Annotated in this window: 12 protein-coding genes; 2 read left to right on the top strand and 10 right to left on the bottom strand. The window is 45.8% G+C overall.

Annotation, left to right across the window (positions count from 1 at the left end; translation table 11 throughout):
- Positions 1-146 precede the first annotated feature (146 nt).
- From QUB66_RS21265 to QUB66_RS21250, 4 genes are all read right to left on the bottom strand, one after another.
- A complete protein-coding gene (locus QUB66_RS21265; protein ID WP_332969650.1) occupies positions 147-5,810 on the bottom strand; it encodes a choice-of-anchor D domain-containing protein in 5,664 nt (1,887 codons plus the stop codon).
- Positions 5,811-5,985: 175 nt separating this feature from the next.
- Entirely contained in the window at positions 5,986-6,183 is a 198-nt protein-coding gene (locus QUB66_RS21260; protein WP_332969649.1) for a hypothetical protein, read from the bottom strand.
- Positions 6,184-6,491: 308 nt separating this feature from the next.
- Positions 6,492-6,710 (bottom strand): hypothetical protein, encoded by a 219-nt coding sequence (locus QUB66_RS21255; protein WP_265235419.1) that lies wholly within the window; start codon positions 6,708-6,710, stop codon positions 6,492-6,494.
- A gap of 116 nt (positions 6,711-6,826) precedes the next feature.
- Positions 6,827-8,926, bottom strand: a complete 2,100-nt coding sequence (locus tag QUB66_RS21250) for a GAF domain-containing sensor histidine kinase (protein WP_332969641.1) — start codon at positions 8,924-8,926, stop codon at positions 6,827-6,829.
- Between the two features lie 314 nt (positions 8,927-9,240).
- Between QUB66_RS21250 and QUB66_RS21245 the strand changes: the two genes are divergently transcribed.
- The gene (locus QUB66_RS21245; RefSeq protein ID WP_332969640.1) at positions 9,241-10,158 is read left to right on the top strand and encodes a pantothenate kinase; all 918 of its coding nucleotides are present in this window, start codon (positions 9,241-9,243) and stop codon (positions 10,156-10,158) included.
- Between the two features lie 302 nt (positions 10,159-10,460).
- On the opposite strand, the gene QUB66_RS21240 is transcribed toward QUB66_RS21245, so the two are convergent.
- The 3 genes from QUB66_RS21240 to bcp all read right to left on the bottom strand — a co-directional run bounded on the left by QUB66_RS21240 (position 10,461) and on the right by bcp (position 12,431).
- Positions 10,461-11,267, bottom strand: a complete 807-nt coding sequence (locus QUB66_RS21240; protein ID WP_332969639.1) for an alpha/beta fold hydrolase — start codon at positions 11,265-11,267, stop codon at positions 10,461-10,463.
- A gap of 157 nt (positions 11,268-11,424) precedes the next feature.
- Positions 11,425-11,880 carry an NUDIX hydrolase gene (locus QUB66_RS21235; protein WP_265235423.1) on the bottom strand — a complete coding sequence of 152 codons (456 nt, stop codon included), beginning with the start codon at positions 11,878-11,880 and terminating at the stop codon, positions 11,425-11,427.
- A 77-nt stretch (positions 11,881-11,957) separates the two neighbouring features.
- Positions 11,958-12,431, bottom strand: coding sequence for a thioredoxin-dependent thiol peroxidase (gene bcp / locus QUB66_RS21230; protein WP_332969638.1), 474 nt, complete (start codon positions 12,429-12,431; stop codon positions 11,958-11,960).
- A gap of 403 nt (positions 12,432-12,834) precedes the next feature.
- On the opposite strand from bcp, the gene QUB66_RS21225 reads away from it, so the two are divergent.
- Positions 12,835-13,029, top strand: a complete 195-nt coding sequence (locus QUB66_RS21225; RefSeq protein ID WP_194010773.1) for a hypothetical protein — start codon at positions 12,835-12,837, stop codon at positions 13,027-13,029.
- A gap of 102 nt (positions 13,030-13,131) precedes the next feature.
- On the opposite strand, the gene argH is transcribed toward QUB66_RS21225, so the two are convergent.
- The 3 genes from argH to QUB66_RS21210 all read right to left on the bottom strand — a co-directional run bounded on the left by argH (position 13,132) and on the right by QUB66_RS21210 (position 16,485).
- Positions 13,132-14,517 carry an argininosuccinate lyase gene (gene argH, locus QUB66_RS21220; RefSeq protein ID WP_265235425.1) on the bottom strand — a complete coding sequence of 462 codons (1,386 nt, stop codon included), beginning with the start codon at positions 14,515-14,517 and terminating at the stop codon, positions 13,132-13,134.
- Positions 14,518-14,771: 254 nt separating this feature from the next.
- Positions 14,772-15,008, bottom strand: a complete 237-nt coding sequence (locus tag QUB66_RS21215; RefSeq protein ID WP_265235426.1) for a hypothetical protein — start codon at positions 15,006-15,008, stop codon at positions 14,772-14,774.
- Complete coding sequence (locus tag QUB66_RS21210; RefSeq protein ID WP_265235427.1) at positions 14,998-16,485, bottom strand: PP2C family protein-serine/threonine phosphatase; 1,488 nt, start codon at positions 16,483-16,485, stop codon at positions 14,998-15,000. The genes QUB66_RS21215 and QUB66_RS21210 overlap by 11 nt, the downstream gene beginning before the upstream one ends.
- Positions 16,486-16,694: the final 209 nt, after the last annotated feature.

Below are 16,694 nucleotides of genomic sequence, written 5' to 3'. Positions count from 1 at the left end.
AATCATTAAAACTCATGCAACAGTATTCCTACGGTGCGTCGCCATTCTTTAATCCCTAAATTCACTTGACTTTTCGAGCGGCGACGCACCTTTACCGAGAGCATCTGTAGGGACACGGCAATGCCGTGTCCGCCACCTGGAAATGCTCAAATAACTCGGAAATCGTTAACACCAATTAGGCTGGCGGTGACTCCAGTTAAAGAAGCAACTAATTCTCCACTTCCCTTTAACTTAATCAGCGCACTGTTATTGTTCTGAGTTATTTCTAACTGATTAAAACTCAAACCTCCCGACAATCCGAGCGAATCTTTACCCTTGACAAAATCAGCAATTAAGTCAAATCCCTGACTAGAATTTAACACAAAAGTGTCATTTCCCAAACCGCCAACTAAGCTGTTATTGCCCGAACCTCCAAACAAGATATCGTCGCCTTCGCAACCGAGAAGCGTATCATTACCAAAGTCTCCATAAATCGAATCGTTGCCCTTACCTCCATCGATTAAATCGTTACCTTGGCCGCCGTAAATGACGTTATCTAGCTCACCGCCGCACAAAGTATCATCTCCCAGTTGTCCGAACAGAGTATCATTACCTTGACTGCCGAGAATTACATCATCTCCTTTGCCACCGTAAATTAAATCATTTCCTTTACCGCCGTCGATAAAATCATTGCCTTCATTGCCAAAGATTAAATCATCATCATCTTGGCCGTTAATTGAATCATTGCCCTGATTCCCGAAAATCACATCTTCACCCAAACCACCAAGAATGATGTCGTTGCCTTTGCCACCAAATAAGAGGTCTTCTCCCTTGCCCCCGTCAATGAAGTCATTGCCTTCATTGCCATTGAAGATATCCTTTAACTCACCGCCAAACAAGTTATCGTTGCCTTTTTTAGCATCGAAAATATTGGGGTTATTGCTGCCAAAATAAGCCTCGTTTGCGGGAGTACCAATTAGCAAACCGGGGCTGCCATTGATAATGTTATCAATTTGTTGGTTTGGTTGGTTAAGATTGGGATACTCAATTTTGTCGCAAATGCAGTTTGTATCCTCTTGGTTAACAGGCGTTGGAGTTGGTACGGGTGCAGGCGTTGGAGTTGGTACGGGTGCAGGCGTTGGAGTTGGTACGGGTGCAGGCGTTGGAGTTGGTACGGGTGCAGGCGTAGGTGTTGGTACTGGTAAAAGTATAGGTTTTGGTATCGGTGCAGGCGCGGGTGCGGGTGAGATAGGTGCATTCACCAGAATGATGTCATTAGCTGACAAGGCAGAAACGTTATTCAGTAAGATTTGCCCGCCATCGCTTAAGTTTAAGACTAAACCCGCAGGAGTCGTTTGTAGGGCTGCTAAGACTTGCGCCACAGAGGTGAAACCAAGGGCAGTATCAAGTTGCAGCTTGTCTTCTCCCGTGGTGAAATCGGTAATTAAGTTTTGCCCTAATGTGGAACCGGGGATGGGGGCGAAACTGAAGATATCGCTACCGGTACCACCTGTGATGGTGTCGTTTCCGGTACCACCTGTGATGGTGTCGTTTCCGGCACCACCTGTGATGGTGTCATTTCCGGCACCGGCATCAATCAAGTTATTGCCACTACCAGTATTGATGGTGTCGTTACCACCACCGCCGCTGATGGTGTTATTGCCATCACCGCCATTGATGATGTCATTGCCATCACCGCCATTGATGATGTCTGCACCGCTAGTGCCTGTAAAGTTATCGTTAGAGGGGCTACCAGTAATGTTTACAGGTTCGGGGCTGGTGCCGAAGTTTTCGGTGACGCCGACAGGGGAGGTTGAGTAGTCTAAGACGTTGGCGGGTGCAGGCGTTGGTGCAGGCGTTGGTGCAGGCGTTGCTGTTGCTGTGACTGATGCCGAAATCGGGAAATCAAAGGGATTTTCATCGCTGTCATCATTGACAAATTGCAACGTACCTGTTTTATTTCCGGCTGTCGCGGTATCTACTTGAACTTGGAAAGTCGCACTCGCACCGGCTGTGACACTTGCGGGTAAGTTTCCAACTAAGCTAAATCCTGTGGGTAAAGTCAGGTTGCTGAGGTTTAAGGCTGCTGTACCAAGATTTTTGACGGTAAAGGTTTTGTTGAGAGTTGCGCCGATTAATCCACTGCCAAAGTCGATCGCACTTGTTGTACCATCAACTATATCCGTTGTTCCGTCTAATACTTGGATTTCTGGTAATGGTGTGGCTGTAACTGATGCTGAAATCGGGAAATTAAAGGGATTTTCATCGCTGTCATTATTGACAAATTGCAACGTACCTGTTTTATTTCCGGCTGTGGCTGTATCTACTTGAACTTGCAAAGTCGTACTACCATTGGCTGTGACACTTGCAGGTAAGGTTCCAACTAAGCTAAATCCTGTGGGTAAAGTCAGGTTACTGAGGTTTAAGGCTGCTGTACCGAGATTTTTGACTGTGAAGGTTTTGTTGAGAGTTGCGCCGATTAATCCACTGCCAAAGTCGATCGCACTTGTTGTACCATCAACAATATCCGTTGTGTTGTCTAATACTTGAATTTCCGGTGCTGGCGCGGCTGTAACTGATGCTGAAATCGGGAAATTAAAGGGATTTTCATCGCTGTCATCATTGACAAATTGCAACGTACCTGTTTTATTTCCTACTGCTGTCGTATCTACTTGAACTTGGAAAGTCGCAGTACCGGCGGCGGCGACAGTTGCAGGTAAAGTTCCGACAATGCTAAATCCGGTGGGTAAAGTCAGGTTGCTGAGATTTAAGGCGGCTGTACCGAGATTTTTGACTGTGAAGGTTTTGTTGAGAGTACCGCCGATTAATCCACTGCCAAAGTCGATCGCACTTGTTGTACCATCAGCTATATCCGTTGTGCCGTCTAATACTTGGATTTCTGGTGCTGCGTCATCGTTATTAATCGTTGTGGTTGCCGTAGCTGTAGTTATAGTTGAGCTTTCCGGTGCTGCGGTTAAATTGGGATTGGAGAGAGTGGCAATAATTGTTTCGTCAGGTTCAACTACAGCATCTCCCAAGACATCTAATGTGATGGTTTTACTGGTTTCTGTCGCCGCAAAACTGATGGTTCCCGTTGCAGTTGTGGCTCCTGATGTGCCGCCAATACTGTTATAATCTGAACTATCAGCCGTGCCACTAAGGGCATAGTTAACTGTACTTGCTACTCCAATTCCGCCGCTACGAGTGACGGTATATGTGACTGTTTGATTCCCACTATTTCCTTCAGTTAAATTAGCGGTTGATGTGGCAATTGCATAACTAATTGAATCGTTATCAGCAATTGTGACACTTTGGTTTGTGGTAGTTCCTAATGCAATTCCTGTGCTTGGGTTACTAATCGTTAAAGTGGCTGTTTCGCTATTTTCGGGAAGGCTATCATCGTTAACTGTGAGAGTGACTGTCCCCGTGTTACTCCCACTGGGGATTGTTATTGGAGTGGGAATAAAAGCAGGCGTAAAGTCAGCAGCACTAGCAGTACCAGTTAATGCTAAATTAACTGTTTGAGCACCGACAACATTACCTTCAGCAGTGGCGGTGAAAGTAATATCAGTTTTTCCGGCTTCACTGGCGGTATTTGTACTAGCAGTAAGGTTGACTTTGGGTACTGGAATGGTAATGTTAAAGGTGGCTGTGTTGGAAAGGTCAACGCCGCCATTGGCTGTACCACCGTTATCTTGCAGTTGCACACTAACGGTGGCTGTACCGGGTTTACCGCTAGGAGTGTAGGTCAGCGTGCCATCGGTTGCTACACTGGGTTGAGTTGTAAATAAGGTGTTTTCGGTGTTAGTAACCGTGAAGTTACTAACAGTTTGAGTGGATTCATTGGCAGGGCCGAAGTTGAAGGTTTTAGCCCAACCTGTGACGCTTTGAACTGTGTTTGTCCATGCTGTTAGGGTTTGGTTGCCTAAGTTGTTGAAACTGGGTTGGTCGTTGACTGGGTTAACGGTGACAGCAAAGGATTTAGTTACAGTCCCACTATCCGCATCTGTGACGACGACGCTGATGTTAGCAGTGCCATTCGCATTAGCTACTGGTGTGTATGTAAGGGTAGCTGTGCCATCATTATTATTCGTAATAGTTGGTGTACCTGTTAAGGTAGTGTCACTGGAAGTAGCGGCGATTGTCAGGGCGTTAGTTGCGGTTTCTAGGTCGCCAATGCCTGTGAGTGTAATGGTTTGTTGGGCTGCATCTTCATTAATTGCTGCTGGGTTTGTAATGTTGTCGAGGAGGGGAACATCGTTCACTTTTGATGCTATTGTGTAATACCCATCGTTGAGTAATGCGGTATTAATGCCATTAAAAGTTACTTGGTCGCCAGTGATGCTAAAAGTGCTGTTAGTAGTGAGAGTGGCGTTGTTAACGTAAGCGAAATTGCCTGTTGTAGCAGACCGATACAATAAATGATATTTCCCAGCAGGAGTACCACCTAATCCAGAGTCGGAAAAGTCGAAGGTGAGATTGGCTGTTCCACCAGCAGTACCAATATCGGTTTTATCGAGATACCAGATGCGAGACAAACGGTTATTTGCAGTAGCGCTGGGAAGGTCTGTTGTGACATTTGTGGCGTTGGTTGTTTCTATTTGTCCGGCAATTAGGTAGTCGCCGTTGTCTTGGAGGAACGTGCCATTATCAATGGTTAAACCGCCTGTGGTGTTACCAGAAATGTTGTTGCCGTTGGCTTCTTTGCCAATGCCTGCTACATTGAAATCGTAGTCGCCGTTGGCTGGAGTGTCCCCAGCATAATGATCTCCAGTGGTTAGGGTAATATTGTATTTTGCACTGAGGTAGTTATCAACGAGGGTACGCTCGGCATCATTAATAACACGATTAAAAGCAATAACCTCTGCTACTTTACCGTCAGATTTTTCAGTCCCAGTCTGTCCCCATCCACCAAGGGAAAGTTGTCCCGGCGCTCCTGTTCCATTACTATTTGCTGCTAATGAAAGGCCATTCTTGTAAAGTGTTGATAAACTACCTGTTCCTGTTGCAGTATAAATAATGGGGTTGCCTGAAAAGGGTGTACCTGGGAGATTAACAAACCCATTTGGTGCGAAAAATTGGTCTTCTCCCGCAGGTGAACCTTGCGCCCAATATCCTAAGAGCCAATTAGTGCTATTACTAGAAATGAGCCGTTTTTTGGTGGCTCCATCTTGTTTGGAAACAGTTAAGATCGTGTAAGGATTGACAATTGTCCCCCCCACTGGGTATATATTAGTAGCATCAAATTTGACAACAGATTGCCCATTAATTTCATTTGTAACCAGGATTGCGCCAGTCCCGGTGGCGTTATTTCCCACACCTGATGAATCTGTCCAAGTATTGACTGCACTACCATTAGCACCTGCAATAGTGTTAGCTTTTAGCCATACTTGGAGGGGGGCACCAGTAACTATATCTACCCCCCCAGGGCCATTACCTAAAACACCACTGTAGGCGGCTGTAACTTGCGGAGAAAATGCTAAGGCGGTTTTAATTTCACCGATGATAAATTCTAGGTTCCAATCTCCGCCTAAGTTGGCATTTCCTGTAAGAGTAGTGGATGCTGCAACATTGGCACGAGTTAATTGACTGAGGCGTTTGACGAAGGCTTTTCCTTCAGAAGTTTGGGCAACATTACAACCATAGAGGAGAATATCTGCGTTTTTAGTTAAGGATTTCCCCCATTGTTGAATATCCTTGCTAAATTCGGAAATATTTTGATTGTCAAGGGTACTAGAGCCAAAGTTTAAGCTCCCTGAACTCCCGTGAGAAACTATATGAACTGCTTCAATACCACTTTGGTCAGCCAAGGTTTTAGTGATTTGTTCGATGGCGCTGAAATTTTTATTTTAAATAAAAATTTCAGCGCCATTGATGCCGTCGATTAGGGTTTGATAATCCTGTAGCTCAGAGTCAACGAAAATAATTTGGTTAGTCATGGTAGATAGATGTCCTGATGATTTTTGGTCGGGATTGTCGATGCTAATCGGCTTGCGGCTGGTAATTTTAAGTAAAAATACTGAAAATTATCTGCCGTTTTTGTTCGTCGGAAATAAATACGGAAAACTCGTTATTTTCGCTCATGGCTTCGAGCATTTGCTCTGTTAAACCACCCACAGGGCTAGTCATGGCGCTGTGAAACCTGGGGTTTTGCCGCAGGATGGCAGATAGTAGGGTGGAGCCTGAACGCGGTAGTCCTGAAATAAAATGGATTTTCGCGCGGCATCGAGTTGGAGTATATTTAACGTTTCCAAGTAGTCGGAATTTGCCTCTGGGCCTATGGTTGGGCTGTAGCTATTTGACTTGAATGCCGCAGGTGGCATTTAAGTAATTTCTGAATACAAGACAGTTCATCCAGCATCTGAGACGGTATCTGCTTGAAGATGAATGTATTGCATAACTTGACGGAATTAGTATTTAATTTTTGGTCAAATATATTCTGGGGTAAATAGCCATCAGAGGATGATGATGATAAATATACTATGGCGACTGAAAAAAAAGTGCGATCGCTGTCAATAAATAATCATGACTTCGGTCGTTGCTTTTTGTGGCGAGATGTGGTATATAGGTATTCTACAACTAAGGCTGGGTTGGGTGGAAGTGCGATCGACTCGATTGTAAGTAGTGACTGTAAGGGCGATCGACTGTAAGTGCGATCGACCGGCGATCGTAATTTCAACAGTTATAGACGCAGAAACCCGGTTGCTTAAAATAATAAGCTCGCCCAGCATTTAAATTGCACTTCAAAAAATAATTAAACCATCAGTGGAGTGTTGCTCGATTTGCTAGCCCAAAATAGGCAATTTAAATGCCACAACAACTTACAACAACTAATAATTAACCCATCTTATCCCTTCTGATTTGTCAACGGTAACTCGACAATCAACTCAGTTCCACCGCCAACCTCACTAACACACCGAATCCGGCCGCCGTGAGCTTGCACAATTACCTGATAGCACACAGAAAGTCCCAAACCGGTGCCTTTCCCCACAGGTTTAGTAGTAAAAAACGGGTCAAAAATCTTGTCTTGAATTGCCGCCGGAATGCCACTTCCCGTATCCCGGACAGAAATTGTTACCCAGTCCGGCTCGCTTTGCCAACTGCGGATTGTTAATTCCCCCGGTTTGTCTGCTGAGTCGATCGCATCTAAAGCGTTGTCAATCAAATTATAAAATACTTGGTTGACTTGACCCGCATGACATTTTATTAGTGGCAAACTTCCGTATTGTTTATCGATTTTGATATTTGTTTTTAGCTTATTTTGCAGCATCAACAAACTGCTTTCTAAGCCTTCATGCAAATCGACAGCTTTAAATTCAGCGTGATCTAAACGAGAAAAACTTCGCAGTGTTGTCACGATTGATCGAATCCGGCCGCTACCTTCCCGCATGGAATTGAGCAGTTTACCAAAGTCTTCTCGAATGTAATCCAGTTCTAATTCTTCATTGATTCTGACAAGTGCTTCCGCTGCTTCAGGGCAGGCATTCCCGGCAAGTTCCACAGCTTCGTTCAAGACTTTAAAATATTCTTGAGCGTGAAACAAGTTAGCGTGGATGAAATTGTTAGCATTGTTAATTTCGTGAGCAATTCCCGCCACCATTTGCCCCAAACCAGACATTTTTTCGGTTTGGATCAATTGCTGTTGAGTCGATCGCAATTCTTGCAGCGCTGCTTGCAATTGCTGGGTTTGAGCTTGAGATTTGACCGCAGCTTCTCGGACTTGGCTATAGAGTTCTGCTTGCTGAATTGCGATCGCCATTTGGTCAGCTAGCTGCGACAGTAACTCCGTTTCTTGCTGCTCCCAATTCCGGGTATCACCGCACTCGTGAGCAATCAGCAAACCCCACAGTCTACCGGGAAATTTTAAATTAGAACTTCCGGCTGTAGGGAGTGAATTTTCTTCGCTTCTGGATGTAACAATCGGTACAATCAGATTAGCTTTTACCTGCAAACTATCTAAAAAATCAACGTGACAAGGCTCCAAACCAGCATTAAAAATATCATTAATTGCTTTGACTCGCCCTTGCTGGTAAAGAGCGGCGTAATCTCCCCTGAAACACTTATCGGCCCCCATATCTCCTAAAATTGAAGGCCAAGGAACTATCATGTCTTCAACGACAACTTTTCCCTGCCAGTTATCTTCAAACTGGTAGATAATTACTCGATCGCACTGCAACAGTTGGCGGACTTCCCTCACCGCTGTTTGCAGAATAGTTCCCAGATCCAAGGTACTGCGAATTTGGTTGCCGATCAGTCGCAACAGAGATTCTTGTTCGGCTTGGCGACGGGTTTGGCTGTAGAGTTTGGCTTGATTGATCGCGATCGCCAATTGCGATCCTACCCCTTCTAAAAGTTGCCTTTCCCAATCTGTCCATTCCCGTTCGCGATCGCACTGATGCAAGCCAATTATGCCATTCACTTCACCTTGATAGCGAGTAGCGACTGCCAGCATTGACTTAATTTCCAAAGCTTCGGCAATTTGTCGGGTTTGTTCATTCAATCCCGGAAAATCGAGAAACTTCGTCAATGCTAGCGACTCTTGCTGACACACCACAGCAGTCAAGTGCGGGTTGTCAGTAATCGGTACTTTCATTCCCAGTTGGATCGGATAGTCCCCCGCGTTGTACTCTCCCCGCGTGACTAAAATTTTTTCTGTATTGGATTCTTTGACTAAAATGCTGACGCGGCTGCACTCTAGCGCTTGCCCCAGCAATCTGCAAGCAGATGTTAAAATTTGTTCGATATCAAGGGTGCTGCGAATTTCGTTATTAATGTCGTTCAGCAAGTTTGATAGCTGAACTTGCTGCTGCATCTGCACGATCAGGGCTTTTTGTGCGTCTATTTCTGGTAACAAAAGACCTTCTTCCTGTCTCCAATTTCCTGATTCAGGCAATCGGCAAGTTAATTTATGCCAGGGGTTTTCGTGTTCTTGTATTTTTAAAGACATATTTACTCAGTAGTTTTACAGGATCTTGATTTAGTCTGGTTTTTTATACCTGAGCTTACCCCGCCAATAGCCAAATCGTCGCTACCAGGACTATTGGAATCTTCATATATTATAAAGGATTCAGTATGAGGATAGCAATTATTATATTTACAAATATTTATAAATATAAATTATGAGTTCTGTGGCAGACCATAGTAATTTGGCGCGCACCATTAAAGTTAGTTAGATGTCAATTAGAGTTAACCGCCATGTTAAGCGAATAAAATCAATCTAGAATCTATCTTTAGTTCAATGTTTGCGCGCGATCGATCAACATGGAAAACTCAATTGCCGATAATTTTCAGCCGCCAGCTTGCACCGACAATCTTATACCTGAATTGAGAGGTAAAAGCCAGATGAAAATAGCTTTGGCGATCGGCAATTCACGGCTGCACTGGGGATTATTTGCGGGCAAAACCCTGGAAAAAACATGGGATACAGAGCATCTGAAAGCTGATGCTGTTTCCCGGCTCTCCGAGGCAGAAAAAGCCGAATTTTTGGTGAAAACAGTGATGAGGGCGATCGAGCAAATATCTGCTCACAATTTCCCTTGTCTTCCTGCTACTCCCGCTGTTTCTAATTTTCACACACTTTCTGTAGTGCCGCTACCTCTAGTTTTGGCATCAGTAGTTCCGCAGCAAACAGCAATTTGGCAGAGTTATCCTGAAGTCCGAATTATTACTTTAGACCAGTTGGCGATCGGGGGACTCTATCCTACCCTGGGAATTGATAGAGCTTTGGCTTTACTGGGTGCTGGCAACCAATTGGGTTGGCCAATGTTACTTGTAGATGCTGGTACAGCTTTAACATTTACTGGGGCAGATGTCAATAGGTATTTAGTTGGGGGTGCAATCTTACCCGGTTTGGGTTTGCAGTTGTCGTCGTTAGGGAAAAAAACCGCTGCATTGCCCTCAGTCAGATTACCAGAAACTCTGCCCCACCGCTGGGCTACAGATACTGCTGGGGCTATTCAAAGCGGAGTTGTGTATGCGGCGGTGGCAGGAGTTAGGGATTTTATTGAAGATTGGCTACGTTTGTTTCCCAATAGCAAAATTGCAGTCACTGGGGGCGATCGCACTTTGCTTTTAAAATACCTAACCGCAGCATTTCCCGATACAGCTTCCTCGGTAATTGACGCACCAGAAGCCATTTTTTGGGGAATTAGTTATCAGTCATTAGTCATTAGTTATTAAGCTGTTGTGCACCTAAATTGCATATTTCTGGCGGTGCTGCGAAGCCCACCCCACAATAATTTGATTATTTTTTGACAAGAATAAACCTCTTGCACTCCCAAGCTCTTTTATCTTTAAATTATCTGCGTTGATCAGTGTTCATCTGCCTTGCATCTGCGGTTAGTTGTACTGTTACCAAAGCACAGGGGATTTAAGCCCCCACCTTTAGGTGGATTGTTTTTAGGCTGGGGCTTAAATCCCCTGCCTAAAAACTTCGCTGTCAACTGTCAACTGTCAACTGTCAACTGTCAACAATGACCAATTTACTTAGCAAAATCGCGAATATAGTTAGCAACAATATCCGGGACTTCCTGTGGCAAATTGCTTTCCCCCGGACTGACAGATTGCAGTTCGGCATTAGGAACTAGAGCAGCATAGGATTGACACAGAGACAAAGCTGCGGAGGTATCTTCAGAACCGTGCAACAGCAAAACAGGTGCTTTCAGCAAAGGCAAATTCTCATCTACTAACTCTGCTGTAATTTCAGCCCGCTTCCGCCTGAACAGCAACTGCACGGCAACTGGGGACTGCATCAACTGCTGTCTGAAGTTTAGCAGCCGGTCAATCTTCTTTTGGCTACTCAGCAACTTAGCAATTGGATAGATCGATCGCAAAAACCAGTAAGCCAGCGGAGGTTTACCAATCAGCCAGCTAGCCGTCTCCCACCGCCCTCGTCGGTTGCTAACCTTGACACCTTCTGGGGCCAACAACACCAAACCCTGCACTCGATCGGGATATTTGATGGCGTAGCTAGCGGCCACCCAGCCACCCAAAGAGTCACCAATTAAATAAACCTCTCGCAGGTTCAAAGTATCGAGGTATTGGGCGAGACATTCTACTTCCAGGTCGATCGAATAATTAACATTCGGGCGTTCCGAGTTACCAAAGCCCAGCAAATCTGGTGCAAAGCATTGGAAGTCGGGGCTCAAATGCTCGATCGTCCGCAGCCACTGACTGCCGTCGTCCCAAGAACCGTGCAAAAATACTAAATTTGGGCCTCTGCCGACTTCGCGCCAGAAGATGTGCCCTAAAGAGAGTTTGACCCGAGAATTGCGTAGCGGTGAGTACATCCGGTTTAATATTCAGCAATAAAAAGATGATTAAATTAATGTTCAGAGATTATAAATTAAAGCATGGAAACATTAAAAATTAATTCCATACTCATAATAAACAGCTTTTGACGGCGAGATAATTCCCAACGTTGCTCAAATTTCGATGCCCTGCCGATTACGCCAAAGTTGTCAGACCTTGAAAATAGTTCTGCAAGTGTTCGTCGTTATCGTCGCTGAGTTCGTCCTTCGGGATCGCCGTCGGCAAAAAAGCCTCAACCTCACTGATTTCCAGCGTATCCTGAACTTGCATCTTTCCCTGCACCTCTGCTTCTACCACAATACAAATCGAGTGCAAGCGAGGGTCTCGATCGGCAGCCGAATAAACGCCCACCAACCGACGAATTTTGACTAAATCGAGTCCAGTTTCCTCCGCCAATTCCCGCCGCACCGTTGTCGGAATATCCTCTCCCCAATCCACCATACCTCCCGGCAGTGCCCAACGACCGTTGTCGCGGCGACGAATTAAGACAATTCTCCCGTCAGGTAATACAGGAATCACGGCGGTACCAGTGACGGGATGTCGAAAAATCAGACCCAGCACAGTCTGTACAAATTGCCACAATCGACGCATAAACTTAAAAGCTTGTTGAGGGGAAAGTAATTTTAGACCTGCTATCTCCCAGATTTGGGGTCAGAATTGTTAATTCTTCATGCAGGCGAAATATCCGGCAACTGTCCTAAAATCTCCGCTGCGTGAGATTCTGGTTTGATTTTGCGCCAAACATTTTCAATCTTACCATCAGGGTCGATCGCGAAGGTCGATCGAGTAATGCCCATAAATTCTTTGCCCATAAATTTTTTGAGTCCGTAACAACCGTAGGCGGTAGCAACTTCGGCGTTTGAATCGCACAGCAAAGGAAAAGGCAGTTGATATTTGGCTGCAAACTTGGCGTGAGATTTTGCGTCGTCAGTGCTAACGCCGAGCACTACAATATTGCGCGACTCGTAGTCGGAGTAGATGTCGCGAAAGGCGCAAGCTTCTTTCGTACAGCCGGGGGTACTATCGCGAGGGTAAAAGTAGAGTACAACTCGCCGCCCTTGCAGATTTTCGAGGCTGACAAGTTTGCCGGCAGCGTCGGGCAGGCTGAACACAGGGGCTAGATCACCAGGATTGAGTGTCATTTGTGGTGGTATTTGTGAAATCAGAGCAAAAGCGTCTAAAATTTGATATGATATACGACTGCATACAAAGTAAGTCACTCTCAGCGCTGACCAAAGTGGAAATCCCGCAAGCGATCGGCGCCATAGCTTCCCCATACCCGCTTCCGGAGCTTCCGGTCTTGTCAGGGATAGGGAAACAGCTCTCAAGAGAGCCAATCAAACAATTAGTATGCAACAAGATACAGTTTTAATTTCAATTATTTGCTAAAAACTCAGCCTTAATGGCGGAGTCCGCGAGCCCTGGTGCACTGACAGCGCCTTTAAGAATCAAACTTTTTGCGGATTTATCCCGAAAAAAAGTTTATCCTTAAGAATCCCCTCGGCGAAAGCCAGGGGAATGTCAATGTTTATTAGTGAGGTCATAATGGCTAAGCGCCGCAATCTCAAGAAAGAGAAGGCACAACGAAATCAAGCATACGCTCGCAAGTTTCGCAAGCGGAGAAATCAAGATATGTTCTCCAACAAGAGAAGACGATTTGACGGCGGCAACGGCGGCGGCATGGGCGCCATGAGCGGCGGCGGCGGACGGGACAAAGATATGGCTGCTGCTGAAGAGTAATATAGTCAGGCTATCTGCTCAACTTAGAACCATAGTGCAAAACACGATCGTTCTAAGGAGAGATAGCCAGCCTGAATTAGCCCAAGAATTCAACGATGATGTTTAGGCGATCCGATCGCGCGCAGCAATCAGTGATTTTCTCACTTGTTCAAACCCGGTACCACCGTAACTATTGCGAGCCGCCACCACTTGCTGAGGTGCGATCGCGCTGTAAATGTCTGTCTCAAAAGCTGGGTGCAAGTCTTTCCACTCCTCAAGTGTCAAATCTTTGAGGAGTTTGCCCCCCGACAGGCAAGTTTTAACGACTTTGCCGACGAGGTTGTAAGCTTCCCGGAAGGGAACACCCTTAGCGGCCAAATAGTCTGCTACGTCTGTAGCGTTGGAAAAGTCTTCTGCAACCGCGGCGGCGAGGCGTGAGCCATTAAAGGCGATTCCTTCCCGCAGCAAAATCGTCATTGCTTCCAAGCAACCCTGTACAGTTTTGACGCTATCAAACAAAGCTTCTTTATCTTCTTGCAAATCCTTGTTGTAGGCCAAAGGCAGTCCCTTCACGACTACGAGCAAGGCTTGCAAGTGACCGAAAACGCGCCCCGCCTTGCCCCGCACCAACTCCGGCACGTCGGGATTTTTTTTCTGGGGCATGATGCTAGAACCCGTAGCGCAGCTATCTTTGAGCGTAATAAATCCAAATTCGTGAGAAGACCACAAAATCATTTCTTCTGACAAACGGCTCAGGTGTACCATGATGATGCTGGCGGCTGCGAGAAATTCGATCGCAAAATCTCGATCGCTCACTCCATCCAAGCTGTTAGCATAAACCTTGTCAAATTGCAAGAGTTCTGCCGTATAATGTCGGTCGATCGGGAAAGTCGTCCCCGCCAGCGCGCCACAACCCAAAGGCGAAATATTCACCCGCTTCAAGACATCGCCGAGACGTTCCCAATCGCGATCGGACATTTCAAAATAAGCTAACAGGTAATGAGCCAAACTAATCGGCTGAGCGCGTTGCAAGTGCGTGTAACCAGGGATTAAAGTTTCGACGTTAAGTTCCGCAATTTCGAGCAGAACCCCTTGAAATTCTCGCAATTGCTCACGAATTTCGGCAATCCGATCGCGCAAATACAAACGAGTATCAGTGCCTGCTTGGTCATTGCGCGATCGAGCAGTGTGCAGCTTTTTGCCCGCATCCCCCACAATATCAGTCAGCCGCTTCTCTACGGCGAAGTGAACATCTTCTGCATCAACTCCCGGCACAAAAAGACCTTGGCGGTATTCGCGGCGGATTTGTTCTAAACCATTGACTAACTGTTCGCCTTCTGCTGCGGAAATAATTCCAGTTTTGGCGAGCATTTTAGCATGAGCGACAGAACCAGTCAAGTCATACTCAATCAATTCAATATCGAAGCCAATACTAGCATTGAATCGGGCGATCGCCGGGTGCAGTGCCGATTCAAATCTTTGACTCCAAGTTTTCGGTTGTGTTGTCATTGCGGAAAGTAAAACTAGATTATATGCCTGTTGTAGAAGTCTTTGAAAACCGATTTTTTGTAAGGAACACAAGTCCTTCTCCCGGTTTGTAGTAAGGAATACAAATCCTTCTCCCGGTTATACCTTTATTAACACTAAAAAACTGAAGTCCTGACTACAAAAATGTAAAAATTGCGCTGTATGAAAAAATAATGAAGTCCTGACTTTGAACTTTTACAGTCTTTTCCTAATGCCTTCAAATCCCCAGCACAAATCTAAGGAAAAATTCCCTTAATGAACCAGCCGACAAATATACCGATAAAAAAAGCTCCTATTTGACCAGTCGTCACAAAATTGTTCCAAGCTTTCTGAAAATTCGTAAAAATTTCGTAGCTTTGACCCAAAATCACCGTACTCAAATGAGATTTCAGAACTAAAAGGTGAGCCACATCGCTCCAATTAATCGAGCTGGTAAATCCAACAGTAATTTCCGAAATTAAACTAACTATCATGGTGATTTTCTCCTATCGAAGATGTTACCCTAAGTACAACCAGTGTCATGTCATCTGCGTTGCGATTGCCAATACCGATAAACTGCTGAACGCGATCGAACAAATAATCCAAAATTTCCTCAGCCTGCTGATAATTTTGACAAGCCCACTGAAAAGCCGCGGTTAAGTTATCCTCATCAAAGCGCTCGCCCGTTTGATTAGCAGCATCAGTAAATCCGTCCGTGTAATAAATAATAGTATCACCAGGCTGCAATTGCACGTGGGCTTCTTGGTAGCGTGAATCAGCATCCAAACCAATCAACATTCCCTCCAAAGTATCGAGCCGAACAATCGAATTAGTTGCAGCTTGCCACAGCAAAGGCGGATGGTGAGCAGCATTACTGTAAGACAAAACGCGAGTTTTCGGGTCATACTCCGAATAAAACAGAGTCACAAAACGGTGGGAATTCTCCAAATCCGCGTGCATTACCCGGTTTAAATGTTGCAAAATTCTCGCAGGCGAGTGGCGGTTCAAAACCTCAGCCCGCAGCATACCCCGCGTCATCGTCATCAACAGGCCAGCCGGTACCCCTTTGCCCATCACGTCGCCGATGACTATGCTCCAGCGGCCCTTGTCGATTTTGGACTTGAGATTTTTAATCAGGGATGGGGGGTGTTCCCCCTCATATTCCTTGCCGATCGGGTCATAGTCAGCGGGAATAAAATCATAATAATCACCGCCGACTCTGCTAGCAGTTTGGCAGCGAGCAGCCACATCAAGACCAGGAATTTTAGGACAACTGCGGGGTTGCAGCCGCAATTGAATTTCCGCCCCGATTTCTAACTCTCTATCTAAGCGTTCTTTTTCAGCTAACTTAACAGTAAGTTCATCTTTGTAGATGGCCACGGCGGTTTGATCCGCCACCAACCGAACTAATTTCTGTCTGCTGGGAGTCCACAGATATTGCGGATCACTGCTAAAAACATAAAGCCGTCCGCGTTCCAAATTTTTGACTAAAATTGGCGCCCCAAACAGATGAACATCCGGGCCCAAATAACGACTTACTTGCAGGTCGAGACTGGAAGTTTGCCCAGAGGTTTCCCAAAAAGATGCACCAGCCACGCCCGCACCTGCTGTAGCTTGCCTGGTGGCTATTTCTAGCGCTTTTCGCATATCTTGGCACTGCCGTCCTTCCTGACAGTGCAACTGCTGGAACCTGACTTGACCGTTGGGTTTGAACAGCACTAAAGCTCCCCCGTCGGCGTCGGTAACGCGAGTTGCCACCAAAGGCACCAACTCCAAAAATTGGTTGAGATTGTTAAAACTGCGCAGGGCAAATCCCAGGGAGCCCAACATATCTTGAACGTTGTGCTGGTATCGGTACAAGCGCGCCACCAGTTCTTTGAGGGCAAATACTGGCGTCGCGTCGGTGGAATTGCGACCCGGAGGGCGGTCAGCAGGTTGAGGTGAGGGGCGAGGCAAGGGCACAGCAGTCATTTTAAATTTGTGATTTTCGATCTTAAAAGGAGGATGATTGAGTGAGGAATTACGCAGCACCTGAACAGAAATCCGGTTTTTTATCGAGCAAGTAGTTTGGGTCTCGCCAAGGAAGTTGGGCACTAGGACAGTTGTATCAACTTAAGTCTGAAATCGTTAAGAAATCTCGTTTATAGCTGAGGCCCGATCCCCCTAAATCCCCCTTAAGA

Origin of the sequence: Microcoleus sp. A2-C3, assembly GCF_036706065.1 — a bacterium.
Taxonomy (GTDB): Bacteria; Cyanobacteriota; Cyanobacteriia; order Cyanobacteriales; family Microcoleaceae; genus Microcoleus.
The sequence above is the reverse complement of the archived record's forward strand: the minus strand, read 5'-3'. Positions and strand labels throughout refer to the sequence as shown.